Origin of the sequence: Arthrobacter sp. zg-Y238 (assembly GCF_024385525.1) — a bacterium.
Lineage (GTDB): Bacteria > Actinomycetota > Actinomycetes > Actinomycetales > Micrococcaceae > Arthrobacter_B > Arthrobacter_B jinronghuae.
This window is the reverse complement of sequence record NZ_JANFLU010000010.1, coordinates 86,833-111,091: the sequence shown is the minus strand read 5'-3', so window position 1 is coordinate 111,091 and position 24,259 is coordinate 86,833. Positions and strand designations below refer to the sequence as shown.

General features: G+C 66.2%; 20 protein-coding genes. 16 read left to right on the top strand and 4 right to left on the bottom strand.

All coding sequences use genetic code 11. The features are described from left to right. Positions 1–489, bottom strand: a complete 489-nt coding sequence (locus NNX38_RS09425) for a GNAT family N-acetyltransferase (protein ID WP_255797749.1) — start codon at positions 487–489, stop codon at positions 1–3. 10 nt (positions 490–499) lie between these two features. Beyond that, positions 500–3,040: an RNA helicase gene (locus NNX38_RS09420; RefSeq protein ID WP_255798159.1), complete on the bottom strand. Its 2,541-nt coding sequence runs from the start codon at positions 3,038–3,040 to the stop codon at positions 500–502. Positions 3,041–3,109: 69 nt separating this feature from the next. Here NNX38_RS09420 and NNX38_RS09415 point away from each other — a divergent pair, with 69 nt between their 5' ends. Continuing rightward, positions 3,110–3,889, top strand: a complete 780-nt coding sequence (locus NNX38_RS09415; RefSeq protein ID WP_255797748.1) for a trans-aconitate 2-methyltransferase — start codon at positions 3,110–3,112, stop codon at positions 3,887–3,889. 44 nt (positions 3,890–3,933) lie between these two features. On the opposite strand, the gene NNX38_RS09410 is transcribed toward NNX38_RS09415, so the two are convergent. Beyond that, the gene (locus NNX38_RS09410) at positions 3,934–4,572 is read right to left on the bottom strand and encodes an MBL fold metallo-hydrolase (protein ID WP_255797747.1); all 639 of its coding nucleotides are present in this window, start codon (positions 4,570–4,572) and stop codon (positions 3,934–3,936) included. A 94-nt stretch (positions 4,573–4,666) separates the two neighbouring features. Here NNX38_RS09410 and NNX38_RS09405 point away from each other — a divergent pair, with 94 nt between their 5' ends. The 6 genes from NNX38_RS09405 to NNX38_RS09380 all read left to right on the top strand — a co-directional run bounded on the left by NNX38_RS09405 (position 4,667) and on the right by NNX38_RS09380 (position 13,446). Further along, on the top strand, positions 4,667–6,400 hold the full coding sequence (locus NNX38_RS09405) for an ABC transporter ATP-binding protein (RefSeq protein ID WP_255797746.1): 1,734 nt from the start codon (positions 4,667–4,669) through the stop codon (positions 6,398–6,400). Then, on the top strand, positions 6,397–8,382 hold the full coding sequence (locus tag NNX38_RS09400; RefSeq protein ID WP_255797745.1) for an ABC transporter ATP-binding protein: 1,986 nt from the start codon (positions 6,397–6,399) through the stop codon (positions 8,380–8,382). The genes NNX38_RS09405 and NNX38_RS09400 overlap by 4 nt, the downstream gene beginning before the upstream one ends. 9 nt (positions 8,383–8,391) lie before the next feature. Continuing rightward, complete coding sequence (locus NNX38_RS09395; protein ID WP_255797744.1) at positions 8,392–8,808, top strand: GntR family transcriptional regulator; 417 nt, start codon at positions 8,392–8,394, stop codon at positions 8,806–8,808. Between the two features lie 233 nt (positions 8,809–9,041). After that, complete coding sequence (uvrA, locus tag NNX38_RS09390) at positions 9,042–11,945, top strand: excinuclease ABC subunit UvrA (protein ID WP_255797743.1); 2,904 nt, start codon at positions 9,042–9,044, stop codon at positions 11,943–11,945. 147 nt (positions 11,946–12,092) lie between these two features. Next, positions 12,093–12,791 (top strand): HAD hydrolase-like protein, encoded by a 699-nt coding sequence (locus NNX38_RS09385; protein ID WP_255797742.1) that lies wholly within the window; start codon positions 12,093–12,095, stop codon positions 12,789–12,791. Further along, entirely contained in the window at positions 12,778–13,446 is a 669-nt protein-coding gene (locus NNX38_RS09380) for a 1-acyl-sn-glycerol-3-phosphate acyltransferase (protein WP_227921743.1), read from the top strand. The genes NNX38_RS09385 and NNX38_RS09380 overlap by 14 nt, the downstream gene beginning before the upstream one ends. 18 nt (positions 13,447–13,464) lie before the next feature. Here NNX38_RS09380 and NNX38_RS09375 read toward each other — a convergent pair whose 3' ends face one another. After that, positions 13,465–14,355, bottom strand: a complete 891-nt coding sequence (locus NNX38_RS09375) for a DUF2510 domain-containing protein (RefSeq protein WP_255797741.1) — start codon at positions 14,353–14,355, stop codon at positions 13,465–13,467. A 400-nt stretch (positions 14,356–14,755) separates the two neighbouring features. Between NNX38_RS09375 and uvrC the strand changes: the two genes are divergently transcribed. The 9 genes from uvrC to secG all read left to right on the top strand — a co-directional run bounded on the left by uvrC (position 14,756) and on the right by secG (position 24,202). Then, entirely contained in the window at positions 14,756–16,762 is a 2,007-nt protein-coding gene (gene uvrC, locus NNX38_RS09370) for an excinuclease ABC subunit UvrC (RefSeq protein WP_255797740.1), read from the top strand. Between the two features lie 80 nt (positions 16,763–16,842). Next, positions 16,843–17,742 (top strand): RNase adapter RapZ, encoded by a 900-nt coding sequence (gene rapZ, locus NNX38_RS09365; RefSeq protein WP_255797739.1) that lies wholly within the window; start codon positions 16,843–16,845, stop codon positions 17,740–17,742. Then, positions 17,742–18,755, top strand: coding sequence for a uridine diphosphate-N-acetylglucosamine-binding protein YvcK (gene yvcK, locus NNX38_RS09360; protein WP_255797738.1), 1,014 nt, complete (start codon positions 17,742–17,744; stop codon positions 18,753–18,755). The genes rapZ and yvcK overlap by 1 nt, the downstream gene beginning before the upstream one ends. Positions 18,756–18,765: 10 nt before the next feature. Continuing rightward, positions 18,766–19,746: a DNA-binding protein WhiA gene (gene whiA / locus NNX38_RS09355; protein WP_227921727.1), complete on the top strand. Its 981-nt coding sequence runs from the start codon at positions 18,766–18,768 to the stop codon at positions 19,744–19,746. 103 nt (positions 19,747–19,849) lie between these two features. Then, positions 19,850–20,476 (top strand): superoxide dismutase, encoded by a 627-nt coding sequence (locus NNX38_RS09350; RefSeq protein ID WP_229951956.1) that lies wholly within the window; start codon positions 19,850–19,852, stop codon positions 20,474–20,476. Positions 20,477–20,715: 239 nt separating this feature from the next. Then, the gene (gene gap, locus NNX38_RS09345) at positions 20,716–21,720 is read left to right on the top strand and encodes a type I glyceraldehyde-3-phosphate dehydrogenase (RefSeq protein ID WP_255797737.1); all 1,005 of its coding nucleotides are present in this window, start codon (positions 20,716–20,718) and stop codon (positions 21,718–21,720) included. 24 nt (positions 21,721–21,744) lie between these two features. Beyond that, positions 21,745–22,971 carry a phosphoglycerate kinase gene (pgk, locus tag NNX38_RS09340; protein WP_229951954.1) on the top strand — a complete coding sequence of 409 codons (1,227 nt, stop codon included), beginning with the start codon at positions 21,745–21,747 and terminating at the stop codon, positions 22,969–22,971. Positions 22,972–23,073: 102 nt separating this feature from the next. Further along, positions 23,074–23,889, top strand: a complete 816-nt coding sequence (gene tpiA, locus NNX38_RS09335) for a triose-phosphate isomerase (protein WP_229951953.1) — start codon at positions 23,074–23,076, stop codon at positions 23,887–23,889. Positions 23,890–23,950: 61 nt separating this feature from the next. Beyond that, on the top strand, positions 23,951–24,202 hold the full coding sequence (secG, locus tag NNX38_RS09330; protein ID WP_229951952.1) for a preprotein translocase subunit SecG: 252 nt from the start codon (positions 23,951–23,953) through the stop codon (positions 24,200–24,202). The last annotated feature ends 57 nt before the right edge of the window (positions 24,203–24,259 follow it).

Below are 24,259 nucleotides of genomic sequence, written 5' to 3'. Positions count from 1 at the left end.
TCACTTCGCCGCCTCCGGGGAGGCGCCGAAGGAGGCCAGCGCGTCGCCGGTGAGCCGGAAGGTGGTCCAGTCATCCTGCGGGACGGCACCCAGGGATTTGTAGAAGCCGATGGAGGGCTCGTTCCAGTTCAGCACGCACCACTCGACCCGGGCGTAGCCGCGCTCGACGGCGGTCTCCGCCAGCGTGCGCAGCAGCGCCTTCCCGATACCCCTGGCCCGCGCTTCGGGCCGGACGTAGAGGTCCTCGAGGTAGATGCCGTGCACACCCTCCCAAGTGGAGTAGTTCAGGAACCAGAGAGCGAAGCCCTGCACCGCGCCCCGGTCCACCGCCACATGGGCGAAGATGGCCGGATGCTCGCCGAAGAGGTTAGCTTCCAGCGCCTGAACGGTGTTCTTCACCGCGTGCGGCTCTTTTTCGTAGATGGCCAGGTCATGGATCAGCTCGAGGATGACGGGGACGTCTTCCCGGCGTGCGGGACGGATCTGCATGCTGCCCAGCCTAATCCAGCCGTCCGGCGGTGATCACCTTGATGACGGGGCTGCCGGCCTCGTCCGACGCGGCCAGGTCCACTTCCGCGGTGATGCCCCAGTCCAGGTGGTTGGCCGGGTCCTTGAAAATCTGCCGGACTTCCCATTTGCCGGGCAGTTCCTTGATGATCAGCAGGTTCGGGCCGCGGCCGTCGGGGCCGTCGTCAATGTCCTCGTGTTCCTCGAAGTACGCGTCCAGGACCTCTGCCCAGCGGTCGGCGTCCCAGCCGGCGTCGCCGTCGAGCTCGCCCAGGGCGCGGTCGTCCTCGTCGGCAAAGAGCTTCACCCGGGAGAACATCTCGTTGCGCACCATGACCCGGAAGGCGCGCACGTTGGCGGTCAGCCGGTCCGGCACCGGGGGCAGCACCGGTTCGTCCGACGCATCGGGGTTGATGCCGTTGGTCAGCTCTTCCCATTCGTCCAGCAGCGAGGAATCGGTCTGGCGGACCAGTTCGCCCAGCCACTCGATGATGTCTTCCAGGTCTTCGCGCAGCCGTTCCGGCGGGACGGTGTGCAGCAGGGCCTTGTAGGTGTCCGAGAGGTAGCGCAGCAGCACGCCTTCGGAACGGGCCAGCGAGTAGAACTGCACGTATTCGCCGAAGCTCATGGCCCGCTCGTACATGTCGCGGACAATCGACTTGGGGCTGAGCTCGAACTCGCCCAGCCAGGGGGCACCGGACCGGTACACCTCGAAGGACTGCTCCAGGAGCTCGGCCAGCGGCTGCGGATAGGTGACTTCCTCGAGCAGGGCCATGCGCTCGTCGTACTCGATGCCCTGGGACTTCATGGCGGCGATCGCCTCGCCGCGGGCCTTCTTCTCCTGGGCGGAGAGGACCTGCCGCGGCTTTTCCATGATCGCCTCGATCACGGACACCACGTCCAGGGCGTAGGACGGGCTCTCCGGATCCAGGATCTCCAGGGAGGCCATGGCAAACGGGGACAACGGCTGGTTGAGGGCGAAGTTCGGCTGCAGGTGCACCTTCAGGCGGACGGTGCGGCCGTCGGCGTCGGGCTCGGGCAGCACCTCGACAATGCCGGCGGTCTTCAGTTCCCGGTAGATGCTCAGGGCCTTCTTCATCAGGGCCAGCTGCGAGGACCGGGTCTCATGGTTGTTGGTGAGCAGCTTTTTGGCCGCAGTGAACGGATCGCCCGGACGCTCCAGCAGGTTCAGCAGCATGGAGTGGGTGATGTTGAAGCTGGAGGTCAGCGGCTCCGGGGTGCCGTCCACGAGCTTCTCGAAGGTGGGCTTGCCCCAGGACACGAAACCGGCCTGCGGTTTCTTCTTCACCACCTGGCGCAGCTTCTTCTGGTCGTCGCCGAACTTCGCCTGCGCCTTGGCCATGGCCTTGACGTTTTCGATCACGTGTTCCGGTGCCTGTACGACGACGGTGCCGGCCGTGTCGTAGCCGGCCCGCCCGGCGCGTCCGGCGATCTGGTGGAACTCACGGACCTTCAGGGGCCGGGTGCGGGTGCCGTCGTACTTGGACAGGGCGGTGATCAGCACGGTGCGGATGGGCACATTGATGCCGACGCCCAGGGTGTCGGTGCCGCAGATGACCTTCAGCAGGCCGGCCTGCGCCAGCTGCTCCACCAGGCGGCGGTACTTGGGCAGCATGCCGGCGTGGTGCACGCCGATGCCGTGCCGGACCAGCCGGTTCAGCGTCTTGCCGAAGCCCGGGGCGAACCGGAAGCCGGCAATCAGCTCGGCGATCCGGTCCTTTTCCTCACGGGTGCAGACATTGATGCTCATCAGGGCCTGGGCCCGGTCAATGGCTTCAATCTGGGAAAAGTGCACCACGTAGACCGGGACCTGCTTGGTGGCCAGCAGCTCCTCGAGGGATTCCTGGACCGGGGTCTCCACATAGTAGTAATGCAGGGGGATGGGCCGCTGCACGGAAGACACCGTGACGGTGTCCCGGTTGGTGAGTTCACTGAGTTCATTCGCGATCCGGGTCATGTCGCCCAGCGTGGCGGACATCAGCAGGAACTGCGCCTGCGGCAGTTCCAGCAGCGGAACCTGCCAGGCCCAGCCGCGCTGCGGGTCCGAGTAGAAGTGGAACTCATCCATGATGACGGTGCCCAGGTCGGCGTCGGGGCCTTCGCGCAGGGCAATGTTGGCCAGGATCTCCGCGGTGCAGCAGATGATCGGGGCGTCCTTGTTCACCGAGGAGTCACCGGTGACCATGCCGACGTTCTCGGCGCCGAAGATCTCGCACAGCGCGAAGAACTTCTCCGACACCAGGGCCTTGATGGGGGCGGTGTAGTAGCTGCGCTCATCGTGCGCCATGGCGTGGAAATGCGCAGCAATCGCCACCATGGACTTGCCGGACCCGGTGGGGGTGGCCAGGATGACGTTGTTCCCCGTCACCAGCTCCATTACTGCCTCATCCTGCGCCGGGTACAGCGACATTCCCCGGCTCTCCACCCACTCCAGGAAGGACGTGTAGGTCTCGTCGGGGTCGATGGTGCGGGTGCTGGACGGGCCGGAGGCAAGCTGCTCAAGAAGTTTCATGTCCATACCAGACTAACGGGGACGTGCCGGTCCCGTTTTCCGCGGGCTGCGGCGGGTAGGCTCGGGCGCATGAAATGGGACCCGGAAAAGTACACACAGTTCTCCTCGCACCGCGACCGTCCGTTCTTCGACCTCACGGCCCGGGTAGCGGCTTCTTCCCCGGCCCGGGTGGTGGACCTCGGCTGCGGCACAGGGGCCCTCACCGCCTCGCTCGCGGCCCGCTGGCCGCAGGCGCAGGTCACCGGCGTCGATTCCTCGCAGGAGATGGTCGACTCGGCCCGGGCGCTGGAGGGCGCGCCGTCGAACCTGGACTTCGTGCAGGGCCGGATCGAGGACTGGGAACCGGAGCCGGGCACGGACGTGGTGGTGTCCAACGCCGCACTGCAGTGGGTGCCGGGCCACCAGGACCTGATGCGCCGGTGGGCCAAGCAGCTCGACGACGGCGCCTGGCTGGCCGTGCAGGTGCCTGGCAACTTCACCGCACCCTCGCACGTGCTGATGCGGGAGCTGGCGGCGAGCGCCGCCTGGGCCCCGAAGCTGGAGGGGGTGCTGCGCCATGCCGACGCCGTGGACGAACCCCGGGACTACCTTGCCCTCTTCACCGAGGCCGGATTCGAAGCGGATGCATGGGAGACCACCTACTCCCAGGTCCTGCCCGGCGTGGACCCGGTCCTGGAATGGGTACGCGGCACCGCCCTGCGTCCGGTCATCAACGCATTGTCCGCCGACGACTTCGCCGCCTTCGAAACCGAATACGCGGCGCTGCTGCGCGAGGCCTACCCGCAGCACGCCTGGGGAACAGTCTTTCCGTTCCGGCGCCTGTTTATGGTGGGGCGGAAGGCGGGCTAGCGGCGCGGCCTAGCGGCGCACCCTAACGGCAAGGAACGCGGCAGCTACCAGCCGCGTTCCTTCCATTCCCGCAGGTGCGGACGCTCGGCGCCCAGCGTGGTGCCGGCGCCGTGACCGGGGTGCACCACGGTGTCATCCGGCAGATAATCGAACACACGTTCGAATACGTCCTGGTACAGCTGCGCGAACCGTTCCGGATCCTTCTGCGTGTTGCCCAGCCCGCCGGGGAAGAGTGAATCCCCGGTAAACAGGTGGGCCGGTCCGTGCGGGTCCCGGTAGAGCAGGGCAACGGATCCCGGCGTGTGGCCGCGCAGCGAGATCGCCTCCAGCTCGAAGTCGGGGAACGTGCCGATGTCCCCGTGCTCCAGGGGGACAAGCGTGGGTACCTCAATGTCGGGGATGTCCGCCGTTCCGGCCGCGGTCTTCGCCCCGGTGGCCGCCGCCGTTTCGGCGAGCGCCCGGACATGGTCCCAGTGGCTGTGCGTGGTGATGATGAGTTCCAGCTTCGCCGGCACCGCCGCGTCCTGCGCACCTTCGGCCAGCAGCCGCTGGATGGCGGGGAAGTCGGCGGCGGCATCGATAAGTACCTGCGCACCGGACGCCTTACCGGTGAGCAGGTAGACGTTGTTGTCCATTTCGCTGACGGACACGCTGCGGATAGTGATGTTCTCCAGATCCTCCATTCCGCCAGTCTAGCGATCCGGCCCCGCACCGGCCTGGGGGCAGCAGTCCTACCCGGGTATTGTCTGCGCTCGCGGACGGGCGTACGTTGCAAGGATGCTTCTGAGGCTGGTCCGGGAAAATCTGGCCCCCTATAAAGGCGCCGTGGCCGCCGTCGTTCTCCTGCAGCTGCTGCAGACCGTCGCCACGCTGTATCTGCCCACCCTGAACGCGGACATCATTGACCGCGGCGTGGTTACCGGGGACACGGACGTCATCATGCAGGTGGGCGGCTGGATGCTTGCCGTCACGGCAGGCCAGGTCCTGTGTTCCGTCTCGGCCACCTATCTGGCGTCGCGGGTGGCCATGAGCGCCGGCCGCAATATCCGGGCGGCCCTGTTCACCAATGTGGAGACCTTTTCCTCCCGGGAAGTCGGGCTGTTCGGCCCGCCGTCGCTGATTACCCGGACCACCAATGACGTGCAGCAGGTGCAGATGACCCTGCTGATGACGTTCACCATGATGGTTTCGGCTCCCATCATGGGGGTGGGCGGGGTGCTGCTGGCCCTGAACCAGGACATACCGCTCTCCGGCATCCTGCTGTTGATCCTGCCCGCACTGTTCCTGGTGATAGGACTGGTGCTGAAGCGCCTGATTCCCCTGTTCCGGCGGGCCCAGCGCCAGATCGACCGGGTCAACTCGGTCCTGCGGGAACAGATCATGGGAATCAGCGTCATCCGCGCGTTCATCCGGGAGCACTCCGAGCAGGACCGCTTCGCCGGGGCGAACAGGGACCTCACCTCCACTCAGCTGCGGGTGAGCCAGCTGCTGGCCCTGCTGTTTCCCGCCGCCATGCTGGTCGCCAACCTCGCGACGGTCGCGGTGATCTGGTTCGGCGCGTTCCGGATCGACGCCGGGCAGATGCAGATCGGTGCACTTACGGCATTTATCGCGTACATCATGCAGATCCTGATGGCGGTGATGATGTCCATGTTCATGATCATGATGCTTCCCCGTGCAGCGGTCTGTGCCGAACGTATCTTCGAAGTGCTGGATACCCGCACCAGCGTTGCGGATGCCCCCGGGGCGGGGAAACTGGCGTACGACGGCGGGAGGCTCACCTTTACCGACGTCGGGTACAGCTACCCGGGCGCCGAGGACCCGGTGCTGTTCAACCTCAGCTTCGAGGCCCTGCCCGGGGAGACCACGGCCATCATCGGTTCCACGGGGGCGGGGAAGACCACGCTGCTCAACCTGGTTCCGCGGCTGCTCGACTCCACCTCCGGCAGCATTGCCGTCGACGGGCAGGACATTGCCGGGGTGACCCTGTCCTCGCTGCGCCGCGGCATCGGGCTGGTGCCACAGCGTGCCTACCTCTTCAGCGGCACCATCGCCTCGAACCTGCGTTTCGGCCGGCCGGACGCCACCGACGCCGAACTCTGGGAGGCCCTGGAGACCGCCCAGGCGGCTGACTTCGTCCGGGCCGCCGAGGGGGGACTGGACCATCAGGTGGAACAGGGCGGGGCCAACTTCTCCGGGGGACAGCGGCAGCGTCTGGCGATTGCCCGGGCACTGGTGGTCCGGCCGTCCATCTACCTCTTCGATGACAGCTTCTCCGCCCTCGACTTCGCCACGGATGCCCGGCTCCGGGCGGCGCTGAGGCCGCAGACCCGGGATGCCACGGTAATCGTCGTGGCACAGCGGGTGAACACCATTACCGACGCCGCGAAGATCCTGGTGCTCGAAGAAGGGCGGATCGCGGGGCAGGGAACCCATGCGGAGCTGATGGCTTCCTCGGACACCTACCGGGAGATCGTCGCTTCGCAGCTCACCGCAGAGGAGGTGGCATGAGTACGCCGGGGGTACGGGGACGCCCGGGAGCTGCCGCAACCGTCAAGCCGGAGAACTTCGCCGCCAGTGTCCGTCGGATCCTGGTGCTGATGGCACCGGACCGGATACGGGTAGCTGCGGTACTGGTTGCCGCCGTCGTCTCCGTGGCGCTCGCCGTCAGCGCGCCCCGGATCCTCGGGGAGGCCACCAACGTCATCTTCGACGGTTTCATCGGCCAGGGCCTGCCCGCGGGGATGTCCAAGGACGCCCAGGTGCAGGCACTGCGGGACTCGGGGGAGCGGCAACTGGCGGACATGCTCGCGGCGATGGACGTGGTCCCGGGACAGGGGCTGGACTTCGGGAGACTGGCGGGGATCCTGCTCGGCGTGCTGGGGATCTACCTGGCGGCCTTCGCCTTCGGCTGGTTCCAGGCACGGGTGACCGCCCGCATCGTGCAGAACGCCATGTACCGGCTGCGCCGCGACGTCGACGGCAAACTGTTCCGGCTGCCCATGTCCCACTTCCAGCAGCAATCGCGGGGAGACGTCCTCAGCCGGGTCACCAACGACATCGACAACCTGGCCCAGACCCTCTCCCAGAGCCTGACCCAGATCATCACCTCGGTCCTGACCATCGCGGGCGTGCTGGCAATGATGGTGTCCATCTCCCCGCTGCTGGCACTGATCGCCGTGATTACCGTGCCCGTCTCGGCCCTGGTCACCGTCCTCATTGCCCGGCGCTCGCAGGCAGAGTTCAAAACCCAGTGGAAGTCCACCGGCGAGGTGAACGGCTATATCGAGGAAATGTTCACCGGACAGGACGTGGTGAAGGCCTTCGGCCAGCAGGAGCGGGTCATCGAAGGCTTCGCCCCCGCCAACAACCGTTTGTACCGCTCCGCCTTCCGCGCCCAGTTCGTCTCGGGCATCATCATGCCGGCCATGATGTTCATCTCGAACCTCAATTACGTGGCCGTGGCGGTCGTCGGCGGACTGCAGGTTGCCGGCGGGCAGCTGTCCATCGGCGGCGTGCAGGCCTTCGTGCAGTACAGCCGCCAGTTCAGCCAGCCGCTGGGACAGCTCGGCGGGCTGATCAACATGCTCCAGTCCGGCGTCGCCTCCGCCGAACGGGTGTTCGCCCTGCTTGACGCGAAGGAGCAGCAGCCGGACCCTTCCCGGCCCGAACACCTGAAGGCTGTGCGGGGCCGGGTGGCCTTCGAAGACGTCTCCTTCAGCTACAGCCCCGATGCGCCGCTGATCCGTCAGCTGTCCTTCACCGCGGAGCCCGGGCAGACCGTGGCCATCGTGGGCCCCACCGGCGCCGGCAAGACCACCCTGGTCAACCTCCTGATGCGTTTCTACGAGGTGGACGCGGGCCGCATCACCATCGACGGGGTCGACATTGCCCGACTCCGCCGCGAGGAACTGCGCAGCCACATCGGCATGGTGCTTCAGGACGCCTGGCTGTTCGAGGGCACGGTGCGGGAGAACCTGGCCTACGGCGCACCCGGCGCCACGGAGGAGCAGATTGTCGAGGCGGCGCAGGCCACCCACGTGGACCACTTCGTCCGATCCCTCCCGGAGGGCTACGACACCGTGCTCGGCTACGACGGCGGGGCGCTGAGCCAGGGCCAGCGGCAGTTGCTGACAATCGCCCGGGCCTGGCTTTCGAACCCGTCCATCCTGGTGCTGGACGAAGCGACCAGTTCCGTGGACACCCGCACCGAAATCGCCATCCGGCTGGCTATGAACGCCCTGCGGCAGGACCGCACCAGCTTCGTGATTGCCCACCGCCTGTCCACCATCCGGGACGCGGACATCATCCTGGTGGTGCGGGACGGGCGGATTGTGGAGCAGGGAACCCATGAAGCGCTGCTGGAGGCCGAGGGGTTCTACACCGAGCTCTACCGCTCCCAGTTTGCCGGACCCGCTCAGGAGGCCGCGGCGGACGTCGCCGGGCCGGCCGCGGCGGACACCCCGGCACCTGCCGATCCGGCCGGGCACTAGCATTGCAGCATGACGCCTGACACAACCCATGCAACCGCACCGACTCCTGCCGGCAACGATGCCGGTGTGCTGGCAGGAGTCCGGATCGACGCTGCCAGCTCGGTCCCGCCCTACGAACAGCTGCGCCTGCAGATCCTGGACGCCGTGAACGAGGGGCGGCTCGCCATCGGGACCCGGCTTCCACCGGTGCGTGCACTTGCCGGACACCTCGGACTGGCAGTCAACACGGTGGCGAAGGCCTACCGGGAGCTGGAGCAGGCGCAGGTGGTCACCACGCGGTCCCGCGCCGGCACGGTTGTCGCGGCGGGCGGCGATACCGGCCGCGGCCGGGTGGCGGAAGCTGCCGCCGCGTATGCCGCGGCAGTGCGGGCCAACGGCGTCTCGGATGACGACGCCGTGTCCCTCCTGCGGGCGGCCCTGCAGTAAACCGAAACCACCGCTCCGGCTTGCGACTCTGCGCGCTGGCGTGTTCCCGCAACGCAGCCCCACAGCACAGCATCCCACTCGATGGCACTGCTGATGCTGGTGGGATCCCAGACGGTACCAGCCGCCCCAAACCGTGGGACCCCGGGCGCGCCGGGCCGGCTCGGCTTCGCCCGCGGCGAAACCCGGGGGGTCGAATACTTTTTCGAATCGGCGTTTGAACTACAGTGGAAAACGTGCCTAAATCGACTCTTCCGACGGCTGACACCACGTTCGTGCCGCATAAAGCCAATGACCTTTCCCGCCTGGTAGTGAAAGGTGCGCGCGAGCACAACCTCCGCAACGTTGACCTGGACCTGCCGCGGGACGCCATGATCGTGTTCACCGGCCTGTCCGGTTCAGGCAAATCCTCCCTGGCCTTCGACACCATCTTCGCGGAGGGCCAGCGGCGTTACGTCGAGTCCCTGTCCGCGTACGCGCGCATGTTCCTCGGCCAGGTAGACAAGCCCGACGTCGACTTCATCGAGGGGCTTTCGCCCGCCGTCTCGATCGACCAGAAGTCCACCAGCAAGAACCCGCGGTCCACGGTTGGCACCATCACCGAGATCCACGACTACATGCGCCTCCTCTGGGCCCGTGTGGGGCGGCCCTTCTGCCCGGTCTGCGGCGAGCCCGTCAGCCGGCAGACCCCGCAGCAGATCGTGGACCAGCTCCTCGAACTGGAAGAGGGAACCCGCTTCCAGATCCTGGCCCCGGTGGTCCGCGGCCGGAAGGGCGAATTCGTCGACCTGTTCAAGGAACTCGCTGCCAAGGGCTACTCCCGTGCCCGGGTGGACGGCAAGCAGATCCAGTTGTCCGATCCGCCGAAGCTCGGCAAGCAGTACAAGCACAACATCGAAGTGGTCGTGGACCGCCTGGTGGCCAAGGACGGCATCCGGCAGCGGCTCACGGACTCGGTGGAAACCGGGCTCGGTCTGGCCGACGGGCGCGTGGTGGTGGACTTCGTCGACATCCCCGAGGACAGCAGCGAACGTACCCGAACCTTCTCCGAGAACCTGGCCTGCCCGAACGAGCATCCGCTGGCCATCGACGAAATCGAACCGCGGTCCTTCTCCTTCAACAATCCGTTCGGGGCCTGCCCGGTCTGCACCGGCATCGGTTCCCGGCTGGAAGTCGATGAGGACCTGATCATTCCTGATCCTTCCAAGTCCCTGGCCGAGGGGGCCATCGCCCCGTGGTCCCTGGGCACGGCTACCACCGAGTACTGGAACCGGCTGCTGGACGGCCTGGCCAAGGACATGGGCTTCTCCATGGACACGCCCTGGAAGAAGCTGCCGGCCAAGGTGCGCGAGGCAGTGCTCAACGGCAAGGACCACAAGGTAGTGGTCCAGTACCGGAACCGCTTCGGCCGCGAACGCAAGTACAGCACCGGCTTTGAAGGCGTCATCCAGTACATCCACCGCAAGCACGGGGAAACCGAATCGGACCACGCCCGTGACCGGTACGAAGAGTACATGCGGGAAATCGCCTGCCCCGAGTGCGGGGGAGCGCGCCTGAACCCGGCGTCCCTGTCCGTGCTGATCAACGGCCGCAACATTGCCGAGATCAGCGCCCTGCCGCTGCGTGAAGCCGCGGACTTCCTCAACACTCTGGTCCTCACCGGGCGCGAAGCACAGATTGCCAACCAGGTGCTGAAGGAGATCCAGGCCCGCCTGACCTTCCTGCTCGACGTCGGCCTCGAATACCTGAGCCTGAACCGCCCGGCAGCCACGCTGTCCGGCGGCGAGGCCCAGCGCATCCGCCTGGCCACGCAGATCGGCTCCGGCCTCGTCGGCGTGCTGTACGTCCTGGATGAGCCGTCTATCGGCCTGCACCAGAAGGACAACCGGCGCCTGATCGATACCCTGATCCGGCTGCGCAGCCTGGGTAACACCCTGATCGTGGTGGAACACGACGAAGACACCATCCAGGAAGCGGACTGGATTGTCGACGTCGGCCCCGGCGCCGGAGAGCGCGGCGGCGAGGTGGTGCACTCCGGCCCGTTGGCCGAGCTGCTGACCAACGAGCGTTCCATCACCGGCGCCTACCTGTCCGGCCGCAAGAAGATCGAAATCCCGGCCAAGCGGCGCAAGGTGGACAAGTCCCGCCAGCTGAAGATCGTTGGTGCGCGGGAAAACAACCTGCAGAACCTGAACGTGGATGTTCCGCTGGGCGTCTTCACGGCCGTGACGGGTGTCAGCGGATCCGGCAAGTCCACGCTGATCAACGACATCCTCTACAAGACCATGGCGAATAAGCTCAACGGCGCCAAGCACGTCGCCGGGCGGCACACCCGGGTCGAGGGCCTGGAGCAGCTGGACAAGGTCATCCACGTGGACCAGAGCCCCATTGGACGGACCCCGCGGTCCAACCCGGCCACCTACACCGGCGTGTGGGACCACATCCGCAAGCTCTTCGCCGAGACCAACGAGGCGAAGGTCCGCGGCTACCTGCCGGGCCGCTTCTCCTTCAACGTCAAGGGCGGCCGTTGCGAGGCCTGCCACGGTGACGGCACGCTGAAGATCGAGATGAACTTCCTGCCCGACGTGTATGTGCCCTGCGAGGTGTGCCACGGCGCCCGGTTCAACCGGGAAACCATGGAGGTGCACTACAAGGGCAAGAACATCGCCGAGGTGCTGGACATGCCGATCGAGGAAGCAGCGGAGTTCTTCGCCGCCTTCGGTCCCATCTCCCGGCACCTGAACACCCTGGTGGACGTGGGCCTGGGCTACGTCCGGCTGGGCCAGCCCGCCACCACGCTCTCCGGCGGCGAAGCCCAGCGCGTGAAGCTCGCCAGTGAACTGCAGAAGCGCTCCAACGGCCGCAGCATCTACGTCCTCGACGAGCCCACCACGGGCCTGCACTTCGAAGACGTGCGCAAACTGCTGGAGGTGCTGCAGGGACTGGTGGACAAGGGCAACACCGTGATCACCATCGAGCACAACCTTGACGTCATCAAGAGCGCCGACTGGATCATCGACCTCGGCCCCGACGGCGGCACCGGCGGCGGCAAGGTGGTTGCCTCCGGCACCCCGGAGAAGGTTGCCAAGGTGGAAGGCAGCCACACCGCGACGTTCCTGGCGGAGATCCTCAACCCGTAGTCCAATGAAGGCCGGTGGCCGCCCATGCGGGCGGCGCCGGCCTTCGGCATGTCCGGCCCGGTCCCGGGAACATCGGCCCCCGGGAGATATACTCCGCCGGGCATACCTTTTTCCCTTAGGCCGCCCGGATATGCCAAACTTAGGCCCGTGACTTCTCCCCGGCTTTTGGTGCTGTTCGATCTCGATGGAACGCTGGTTGATCCGGCCGGTGCCATCACGGGCGGCATCCGTTCCGCCCTCACTGCCTGCGGGCTGCCGCAGCCGTCAGAGGCGGACCTCTTCCGGATGGTCGGCCCCTCGCTGGTCACGTCCCTGCGTGAAATTGCCGGCGTTCCCCAGGACCGCCTGGAAGCGGTGATCCGGCACTACCGCCAGGGCTACCGGCAGACAGGCATGGCGCAGAGCCGGCCTTACCCGGGTATCCAGGAACTGGTGGAGAAGCTGCGCACCGAGCACACCGTGGCCGTGGCCACCCAGAAACCCGAGCACTTGGCCATGGATCTGCTCGGGGTGCAGGGGATGGGTACCCTTTTCGCCTCCGTACACGGCTCACCGGCAGACGAGCAGGCCGCAGCCGCGCTGGACGGCAAGGCCGGCATCATCCGCGCCGCCCTGGACCGACACGCGGGCTCCTACAACCGTGCCGTCATGATCGGGGACCGCCGGCACGACTGCGAGGGAGCCGCTGCCAACGGAATCGACTGCATCGGTGTCTCCTGGGGCTTCGCTGCCGCCGGCGAGCTCGAAGCGGCGGGGGCCGCCGTCGTCGTTGACACCGCGGAAGAACTGGCCGATGCTGTGCTGGCCTATGCACAGAACGGAGCGGCACTGAATGGTTCTGTATAACCTGACCCGCGCAAGCACCCGCGGGCTTGTTGCCGGTCTCTGCCGGCCCACGATCACCGGGCTTGAGCACGTTCCGGCTCACGGGCCGTTCATTGTCGCCTGCAACCACCAGTCCTTCCTGGACAGCGTCCTGGTCCAGGCCCTGCTGCCCCGCCGAGTGGGTTTCTTCGCCAAAGCCGAATACTTCACCGGTACCGGCCTCAAGGGACTCGCGATGAAAAGCTTCTTCGAGGGCGTCGGTTCCATTCCCGTGCAGCGCGACCAGCAGGCGGCCAGCGTTGCGGCACTCAAGACCCTGCTGGACATCCTCGAGGAGGGCGGCGGCGTCGGGATCTACCCCGAAGGCACCCGCTCCCGCGACGGGCTGCTCTACCGCGGCCGCACCGGCGTGGGCTGGCTGGCGCTGACCTCCGGGGCGCCGGTGGTGCCGGTGGGGCTCATCGACACCGACAAACTGCAGCCCGCCGGCAAGAAAACCGTCAAGCCCGGACACTTCACCCTGAAGGTGGGGCAGCCGCTGTACTTCCAGAAGACCGGTCCGGAGCATGCGCTGCCGGCCCGCCGCCAGGCCACCGACCGGGTCATGGACGCCATCGCCGAGCTCAGCGGCCAGCAGCGTTCCGACAGCTACAACCGGAACCGGCCGGAGGGGTAGCCAGGCGTCCGGGCCCTCCTACAACTGCGTCATGCGGACCCGGGAGGTCCAGGCTTCCCCGTCCCAGTAGCGAAACGGTGCAACACCTTCGGGATCCGGATAGAAGCCTGCCGCCCGGCCGCCCGTACGCTTTGCCGGGACCGGTTCGGCCTCAACCTTGTCCTGGCTGATCTTCCTGAACCTCGCGATGGCCTCGCGGATCCCCGGAATCTGCGAGTCCTCGGCCAGGATCTTCTCCAGGTCCGCAACGGCCGGGCCGTACTCGTGCTCCGCGAGGTGAATATTCGAGCGGAGGACCAAAGCTTTGAAGCGGACGTTCCTGGACAACCCGCGGTTCTCTGTCACGGGTTCCAAACATTCCTCGGCTGCCACCCGGTGACCGAGTTCAAGGTGCGCCTGGGACCTGAGGATAGCCAGCAAAGCGGTGACGTCTGAGTCCACGTTGACCCCGTCGGTCAACCGAAGAACCTCTTCCCAGTCGCGGCGATCCGAATAAAGCTCGGTAAGGCTCAGCAGCGCCGGAAGCGTCGGCTCAAGCTGTTCAATGTACTGGATGGCTTCGGGACCCCTCCCCAGCGATTGGAGCCCCTCCGCGAGTGCCAGGGTGAGCGCGGCGTTCGTCAAAGGAAGCCGAACGCTCACGCCGCCCGCTATTTCCAGGGTGAAACTAAAGCCGGGGAGGTACTTCAGGACAAACAGATTGGTTTCGACAGGCTCGGGAGCATGGATAGCACTCTGCAGATGCCGGACACACGCCTCGTGATCTCCGGCGTGCAGCAGCCGCAGCCCCAGCAGGGCCGCAGCTGCCTGCCCGTATACGGGATGCTGCAGCACCAGGGGGTCCAGCCCGGCGGCCGTGCGGGTCACCCCGTAGGCGTAGAGGGCCTTTTCTTCCCTGGGTGCGAGCAAACCCGGCCTCGCCGCGGGTGCGGGGGTTCCGGGAGCGGGTGCGAAGTATTGACCGGATGCGTTAAGCATCTGGGACCCAAGGGAGGCTTGTCCCGCCAGTGTCGACACCGGCGTTGCCCCGAGAAGCCTCGTCCGCCCCACGTACGTGGTGACGGTCACGGTGGAAACGTGGACAGTCACCCCCGGCATCGCGTGGATCGAAGTACTTCGCGCAAAACCCATTGCATCCCTCTCGCTCACAAAAGCCGGAGCCCCCCCCCGGACCCAGTCGCATCAGACCCTATAACGAAAGCCGGGCAAACACGCGCACCGGCGCCGGCAGCGGCGGGGCCTGTTCAGCGCCCCGCGAAACCCCGAGCCGCCGTCCGGGTCAGGAGAAAGGCGAACGTAGGATGGAGAGGTGGCAGATCCAGCAACCTACCGGCCGAAAACAGGGGAGATCCCCACGGCCCCGGGCGTATACCGCTTCCGGGACGAGCACGGCCGGGTCATCTACGTGGGCAAGGCGAAGAACCTCCGCTCCCGCCTGAACTCCTATTTTGCCAACCCGCGCGGGCTGATGCCCAAGACGCGGGCCATGGTGCATACCGCGGCCGGCGTCGAGTGGACGGTGGTGGGCACCGAACTCGAAGCGCTGCAGCTGGAATACACCTGGATCAAGGAATTCAACCCCCGGTTCAACATCATGTTCCGGGACGACAAGTCCTACCCCTATCTGGCCGTAACCATGGGGGAGAAGTACCCCCGCGCCCAGGTCATGCGCGGGGACCGGCGTAAGGACACCCGCTACTTCGGGCCGTTCTATCCGGCCAAGGCCATCCGCGAAACCCTGGATACGCTGCTCCGGGTCTTCCCCGTCCGCACCTGCAGCAGCGGCGTCTTCAAGCGCGCCGAGCGCACGGGCAGGCCCTGCCTGCTCGGCTACATCGACAAGTGCTCCGCCCCCTGCGTCGGACGGATCAGCCCAGAGGACCACCGCGAGCTGGCCGCGGAACTCTGCGACTTCATGGCCGGCGAGGGCAAGCGCTTCATCTCCAGCCTGGAGAAGGAAATGCAGGCCGCCGTCGCCGAACTGGACTATGAAACCGCCGCCCGGCTCCGCGACGATATCTCGGCCCTGCGGAAAGTATTCGAACGCAACAACGTGGTCCTCAGCGAAGACACGGACGCCGACATCTTCGCCCTGGAGGAGGACGAACTTGAGGCATCGGCCCAGGTGTTCCACGTCCGCGGCGGGCGCATCCGCGGCCAGCGCGGCTGGGTGGTGGAGAAGGTGGAGGACAACGACACGGCTGATCTTGTGGAGCACCTGATCCAGCAGGTCTACGGCGAGGCGAACTCGACCGACCGCATTCCCCGCCAGGTCCTCGTCCCGGTGCTGCCGCCGGACGCCGAGGAACTCGCCGAGTGGCTGGGCGGCCTGCGCGGGGCACGCGTGGACATCCGGGTGCCCATGCGCGGCGACAAGAAGGCCCTGATGGAGACCGTTGCCCGCAACGCCGCCGATGCCCTGCGGTTGCACAAGAGCCGCCGGGCCGGGGACATCACCACCCGCTCCGCTGCGCTGCAGGAACTGCAGGAGGCCCTGGACCTGCCCTCGCCGCCGCTGCGCATCGAGTGCTACGACATTTCCCATGTGCAGGGCACCAATGTGGTTGCCTCCATGGTGGTGGCCGAAGACGGCCTGCCGAAGAAATCGGACTACCGCAAGTTCTCGATCACCGGCGACGCCGCCCGGGATGACACGTCCTCCATGTACAACGTCATCTCCCGGCGTTTCCGCAATTACCTTGCGGAGAACGCGGATCCCGCCGCCGACCCCGATGCACCGGCGGACCTGCGGGACGAGCGCGGCGGCGACGGCGATGTCCAGCCGCTGACCGACACCCTCACCCCGGCGCCCAAGGCGAAGTTCGCCTACCCGCCGAACCTGGTGGTGGTGGACGGCGGCCAGCCCCAGGTCGCAGCGGCGTCGAAGGCCCTCGCGGATCTGGGCATCACCGACGTGCAGGTGGTCGGGCTGGCCAAGCGCCTTGAGGAGGTCTGGGTTCCGGACAGCGACTTCCCGGTGATCCTCCCGCGGGCCTCCGAGGCATTGTTCCTGCTCCAGCGCGTCCGGGATGAGGCACACCGCTTCGCCATCACCTTCCACCGGCAGAAGCGGGGCAAGTCCATGACCGCGTCCTTGCTCGATGATGTGCCCGGACTGGGGCCGTCCAAGCGGCAGGCACTGCTCAAGCACTTCGGGTCGGTGAAGAAGCTGCGTGCCGCCACCGAGGAGGAACTCCTGGCGGTGCCGGGCATCGGCCCGGCCATGGCCGCCAACCTGCGCAGCCGTCTGGCCGACAAGGAAACGGCGGGAGTTCCGGCGGTCAATATGGCCACCGGCGAAATCCTGGAAACTTAGTTAGGCTTGGGAACCGGCGTGTCAGCTTCGAACCGTTCGGAGTTCTTCGAAAAGCAGGGACAATCAGGATGGGATCAGTAATGACGCAAGAGGACGGCTTGACCGTAGTCAAACCGGAGGAATCGGAGCTGCTCGTAGTCACGGGCATGTCTGGCGCCGGGCGCAGCACCGCTGCCAATGCCTTGGAAGACCACGGCTGGTACGTCGTCGAGAACCTGCCTCCGATGATGCTGGGCACCCTCACCGAACTGGTGTCCCGGATGCCGCAGTCCATCCCGAAGCTGGCCGTGGTGGTTGACGTCCGCAGCAAGGAACTCTTCCAGGACATCCGCGAAGCCCTGCGCAACCTGCGTAGCGCCGGCGTTACCTACCGCCTGCTGTTCCTCGACGCCGATGATTCCACCCTGGTCCGCCGGTTTGAACAGGGACGCCGGCCGCATCCGCTCCAGGAGGACGGCAGCATCCTGGACGGCATCGCCGTCGAACGCGAGGTCCTGAAGGAGCTGAGGGAGTCCTCCGACATCATCGTGGATACCTCCAAGCTGAATGTCCACGCACTCGCCACGACGGTCACCGAGCTGTTCACGGAGTCCGGCCCGATTGTGCTGCGCCTGAATGTCATGAGCTTCGGCTTCAAATACGGACTGCCGGTGGACGCAAACTACGTTGCCGATGTCCGTTTCATCCCCAACCCGCACTGGGTCCCGCAGCTGCGCCCGCACACCGGGCTGGACGAAGACGTCCGCGACTACGTCCTGCAGGCCAAGGGCACCGCGGAGTTTCTCGACCGTTATGTTGACGCCCTGGAGCCCGTCATTGACGGCTACCGCCGGGAAAACAAGCACTACGCCACGATCGCCGTCGGCTGCACGGGCGGTAAGCACCGCTCCGTTGCCGTCACCGAGGAGCTGGCCAAGCGCCTGGCGCAGCTTCCGCACGTGACCGTCAGCTCCCACCACCGGGATCTGGGGCGCGAGTAATGTCCTTCCTCACCGGACCCCTGCCCCTGATTCCCCAGGGGCAGGGGCGTGAGAGCGACGGCGGATCAATCGTCGCGCTCGGCGGCGGCCACGGACTGTCCGCATCTCTCTCCGCCCTCCGCCTGCTCACCACCGACCTCACCGCCATCGTTACGGTTGCGGACGACGGCGGCTCCTCCGGCCGCCTCCGCCGTGAACTCGGCGTCCTTCCGCCCGGGGACCTGCGGATGGCCCTGGCGGCGCTCTGCGACGACACTGACTGGGGTCGCACCTGGCGAGACGTTATGCAGCACCGCTTCCGTTCCCAGCCGGGGGTCGAAGGTTCCCTGGATGACCATGCCCTCGGCAACCTGCTGATTGTCACGCTCTGGGAGCTGCTGGGGGATCCCGTTGCCGGACTCCAGTGGGCCGGCGCCCTGCTGGGTGCCCGCGGCCAGGTGCTGCCGATGTCCACGCTGCCGCTCACCATTGAAGGTGATGTCCTTCGGCGCACCGAGGACGGAGACGTGTTCGAGACCATCAGCGGCCAGGCCAGCCTCGCCGCTGCCGGCGTCCGCAGCAACGTCAGCGACGTCCGGCTGCTGCCGGTCGATGCCCCGGCCTGCCCGGCAGCGCTCCAAGCAATCGAGCTGGCCGACTGGGTGGTCCTGGGACCCGGCTCCTGGTACACGTCTGTCCTGCCGCATCTGATGCTGCCGCAGCTTCGGGATGCGTTGTGCGCCACATCCGCCAAGCGCTGCCTGACCATGAACCTCAGCAATGAGACCACCGAAACGTCCGGAATGACAGCCGTCGACCATTTGGCGGTAATCCGCCGCTACGCGCCGGAGTTCAAGGTGGACGCCGTGCTGGTGGATCCGTCGGTGGTGGCGGACAAAGCTGCCTTTGAAGATGCAGTAGCAGAACTGGGCGGCCGTGCGGTCTTCGGTAAGGTAGGGGCAGCGTCGGGGCGTCCGATCCATGATCCGCTCCGCCTCGCGACCGCCTTCCACGATATTTTTGGGGAGAATTAGGAGTGTATTTGTGGCGTTAACCGCAGCTGTAAAAGAGGAACTGTCACGTCTGGACGTGAAGAAATCCTCAGTCCGCAAGGCCGAGGTGTCGGCAATGCTGCGTTTTGCCGGCGGCCTGCACATCATTTCCGGACGGATAGTCATCGAAGCCGAGGTTGACCTGGCTTCGACAGCCCGGCGGCTGCGGGCAGCCATTGCCGAGGTCTACGGCCACGCCAGCGACATCATTGTGGTGTCCGGCGGCGGACTGCGCCGTGGCAACCGCTACGTGGTTCGGGTGGTGAAGGACGGCGAATCGCTCGCCCGGCAGACCGGCCTCCTGGACGCCCGCGGGCGTCCGGTGCGGGGGCTGCCCTCCGTCGTGGTCAACGGTTCCGCAGCCGACGCGGAGGCCGTCTGGCGGGGCGCCTTCCTCGCCCACGGTTCCCTTACCGAACCCGGACGGTCGTCCTCGCTTGAAGTCACCTGCCCGGGACCTGAAGCGGCCTTGGCCCTGGTCGGATCCGCCCGTCGGATCGGCATTGCCGCCAAGGCACGCGAAGTGCGCGGCGTGGACCGGGTGGTGATCCGCGACGGCGACACCATCGCTGCCCTGCTCACCCGGATGGGTGCGCATGACGCGCTCATGGTGTGGGAAGAGCGCCGGATGCGCAAAGAAGTGCGGGCCACCGCGAACCGGCTTGCCAACTTCGACGACGCCAACCTGCGCCGCTCCGCACAGGCTGCCGTTGCCGCCGGCGCGCGGGTCGAGCGCGCCCTGGAGATCCTCGGCGAGGACGTCCCGGAGCACCTGCGCTACGCCGGCGAGCTCCGCGTGGCGCATAAGCAGGCCAGCCTGGACGAGCTGGGACACCTCGCCGACCCGCCCATGACCAAGGACGCCATTGCCGGACGGATCCGGCGGCTCCTGGCCATGGCGGACAAGCGCGCAGCGGAACTGGGCATTCCAGGTACTGAGTCCAGCGTCACTCCGGAAATGTTGGATGAATAGCGTTATTGCATAGGATGGAAGCCTGCTGCCCTTCGGCGGCACAACGAGTTTCCGGACGGGAATTCCGTCCGGAACATTGATCCGACACCAACGGAGGATTTTCGTGAACGAATACACACTGCCGGAACTGCCGTACGATTACGCGGCCCTTGAGCCGCACATTTCCGCACGCATCATGGAACTGCACCACGACAAGCACCACGCCACCTACGTGGCCGGCGCAAACACGGCTCTGGCCCAGATGGCCGAGGCACGTGAAAAGGGCGAGTTCGGCACCATCGGCAAGCTCTCCAAGGATCTGGCCTTCCACCTGGGCGGCCACACCAACCACAGCATCTTCTGGAACAACATGTCCCCGGACGGCGGCGACAAGCCCGAAGGCGAACTGGCAGCAGCCATCGATGAGTTCTTCGGTTCCTTCGACGGTTTCCGCGGCCAGTTCACTGCCGTGGCCAACTCCATCCAGGGCTCCGGCTGGTCCATCCTGGCCTACGAACCGCTGGGCAAGAACCTCGTCATCGAGCAGCTCTACGACCAGCAGGGCAACGTCCCGGTGGGAACCATTCCGCTGCTGATGCTCGACATGTGGGAGCACTCCTACTACCTCGACTACGCCAACGTTAAGGGCGACTACGTCAAGGCATGGTGGAACATCGTCAACTGGGCCGACGTCGCCGCACGTTTCGACGCCGCCCGCACCGGTGCCAAGAGCCTGATCGTCCCGGCCTAGTCTGCCCCTTTGCCGCACATTTGTGCGGGTGCCCCGGTCCCTACGGAGACTGTGACGCGTAAGATAAATCCGTAGGTCCGGTCCCGCCCGGAGCCTTCGGGCACCGGCGGGACGGGGCCACGGCGCCGCGGCCGGAAGGGTTTTCCCAAGCGGAAGTGTCAGGCCGCAGTTAGTCCGGTGGCTTCTTACCCTGAGGTCACACAGCTCTCGATTGAACCCCTACTCAAGGAGACAGAACAGTGACTACTCGTGTTGGAATCAACGGATTCGGGCGTATTGGCCGCAACTATTTCCGGGCGGCCCTGGAGCAGAACGCCGACCTCGACATCGTCGCGGTAAATGACCTCACCAGCCCCGAGACCCTCGCCCACCTCCTCAAGTACGATTCCGTCACCGGACGCCTGGGGGCCGACGTCGAAGTCAGCGAGGGCAACATCGTCGTCGGGGGTAAGACCATCCGTGTCCTCGCCGAACGGGATCCCTCGAACCTCCCGTGGAGCGATCTGGGCGTGGATATCGTCATTGAGTCCACCGGATTCTTCACCAAGGCCGAGGACGCCAGGAAGCACATCGATGCCGGCGCCAAGAAGGTCCTGATCTCCGCCCCGGGCAAGGGTGCCGACCTCACGGTCGTGATGGGGGTCAACGACGGCGACTACGACCCCGCGTCGCACAACATCATCTCCAACGCCTCCTGCACCACCAACTGCCTCGGCCCGCTGGCCATGGTCCTGCACGAGGCGTTCGGCATTGAACGCGGCCTGATGACCACCGTCCACGCGTACACCGCGGACCAGAACCTGCAGGACGGCCCGCACCGCGACCTCCGCCGCGCCCGCGCCGCAGCCCTCAACATCGTCCCCACCACCACGGGCGCCGCCAAGGCCATCGGCCTCGTCCTGCCGGCCCTCGACGGCAAACTGGACGGCTTCGCGCTGCGCGTCCCGGTGCCCACCGGTTCGGTCACCGACCTCACCGTGACGGTTTCCAAGGAGGCCACGGTGGAACAGATCAATGATGTCTACAAGACCGCAGGCAACGGTCCGTTGGCGGGCATTCTGCGCTACACCGACGAGCCGATTGTCTCTTCCGACATTGTCACCGATCCTGCCTCGTGCATCTTCGACTCGGGCCTGACGCGCGTTATGGGGAACCAGGTGAAGGTCGTGGGCTGGTACGACAACGAGTGGGGCTACTCTTGCCGTCTGGTGGACCTCACCAAGCTTGTTGGCTCAAAGCTTTAATCAACCGAGTACGCAAAGGTAGACATGACTGTCAAAACTCTCCCCGACCTGATCAGCGAAGGCGTTGACGGCAGGTACGTCCTCGTCCGCTCAGACCTGAACGTCCCGCTCGACGACGGCCGGGTTACCGACGACGGACGTATCCGGGCGTCGATTCCCACCCTGCAGACCCTGGTGGAGCACGGTGCCAAGGTTATTGTGATGGCCCACCTCGGCCGCCCGAAGGGCAAGCCGGATGAGAAGTACTCGCTGCGTCCCGCCGTCGACCGCCTCGCCGAACTGTCCCCGTTCCCGGTGGAGTTCGCCGAAGACGTGGTGGGCGACAGCGCCCGCGAACTGGCATCCTCGCTGGCCGCCGGGTCCGTCCTGGTGCTGCAGAACATCCGGTTCGATCCGCGCGAAACCTCCAAGGACGATGCAGAACGCCAGGCGCTGGCAGGGGAGCTGGCAGCCCTGGCCGGCGGCAGCGGTGCCTACGTGGATGACGCCTTCGGCGCCGTGCACCGCAAGCACGCCAGCGTTTACGACGTTGCCGAGGCGCTGCCCGCCTACGAAGGCGGTTTGGTGCACACCGAGGTTGAGGTCCTCAAGCGCCTCACCGAGAACCCGGAGAAGCCCTACGTGGTGGTTCTGGGCGGCTCCAAGGTGTCCGACAAGCTGGCAGTGATCGAGAACCTGATGGACCGGGCCGACTACCTGCTGGTGGGTGGCGGCATGGTCTTTACCTTCCTGGCCGCACAGGGCCACAAGGTCGGCGCATCGCTGCTCGAGGCAGACCAGATCGAAAATGTGAAGGGATACCTGAGCCGCGCCAAGGAGGTCGGCTGCGAGTTTGTACTGCCCACCGACATTGTGGTGGCGGACAAGTTCGCTGCGGATGCCGACGTCGACACCGTTCCTGCGGACGGCATCGAGAACAGCCGGTTCGGCGCGTCGGGTATCGGCCTGGATATCGGTCCCGATTCCGCCGCGGCCTTCGCTGAGCGGATCCGCCACGGCAAGACCATCTTCTGGAACGGTCCGATGGGCGTGTTCGAGTTCGAAGCCTTCGCCAACGGCACCCGTGCCGTGGCCCAGGCCCTGAAGGACTCCAGCGGCTTCAGCGTGGTCGGCGGCGGCGATTCAGCTGCGGCCGTCCGCAAGCTGGGCTTCTCGGAAGCCGACTTCGGGCACATCTCCACCGGCGGCGGCGCCAGCCTCGAGTATCTCGAAGGCAAGGCCCTTCCGGGCCTTACCGTCCTCGACAAGTAAAACCCAAGGTGCGGGTCCGCTGTCCCAGCGGGCCCGCACCCGCATGTCCCATCCCGCCCGGCCCAGCGGCCGGTGCACCGCGAGTAAGAAACCGGAGTAACCATGACCACCTCCACGAACGGCAAGTTCGACCGCACACCCCTGATCGCCGGCAACTGGAAGATGAACATGGACCACGTCCAGGGCATCACCCTTTTGCAGAAGCTGGCGTGGACGCTGAGCGACGCACGGCATGACTACGGCCGCGTGGAAGTTGTGGTGTTCCCTCCGTTCACCGACCTGCGCAGCACGCAGACGCTGGTGGCGGGCGACAAGCTGAAGGTGGAATACGGCGCGCAGGACCTGTCGCCCAAGGATTCCGGCGCCTACACCGGTGACATCTCCGGCCAGTTCCTGGCCAAGCTCGGCTGCAGCTACGTCCTCGTAGGCCACAGCGAACGCCGGTCCGTCCACGGCGAGAGCGACGAGCTGCTGAACGAGAAGCTCAAGGCCGCCTACCGCCACAACCTGGTGCCCGTCCTCTGCGTGGGCGAAGGGCTCGAGGTCCGGCAGGCCGGGGACCACGTGATCCACACCCTGGAGCAGGTCCGCCGGGACCTCGCCGGGTTGGACGCCGAGCAGGTGTCCCGCCTTGTTATTGCCTACGAGCCCGTCTGGGCCATCGGCACCGGTGAAGTTGCCGGCCCCGAGGATGCCCAGGAAATGTGTGCCGCCATCCGTGCCGAAATCGCTGACCTGTATGACGATGCCGTTGCCGCCAAGACCCGCCTGCTCTACGGCGGCTCGGTCAAGGCCGCCAATGCGGCCAGCATTCTGGGGGAGCGGGACGTGGACGGCGTGCTGGTAGGCGGCGCCAGTTTGGATGTAGGCGAATTTGCTAATATTGTCAGGTTCGAACAACATCTGGTGACTGACTGAACTGCAGCTGAAGGGCGTCGCAGCGGCGTCTCCAATCCATGAGTCACCCGAAAGGCCGTAAGTGGAAATTCTGAAGATCGTCCTGCTGGTGCTCCTTGCGATCACGAGCCTGCTGCTGACGCTGCTCATCCTGCTCCACAAGGGCCGCGGCGGCGGCATGTCGGATATGTTCGGCGGCGGCATGACCAGCAGCCTCGGATCCTCCGGTGTTGCCGAAAAGAACTTGAACCGCTTCACGGTGGCGCTGGCGCTCTCCTGGGGCTTGGTCATCGTGGCCCTCGGGCTGATCCAGAGCTTCGCCGGCGAAGCGTAGGCAGCAACAGCTCCAAAGGAATGGCCCCCGGATTTTTCCGGGGGCCATTCGTTTTCT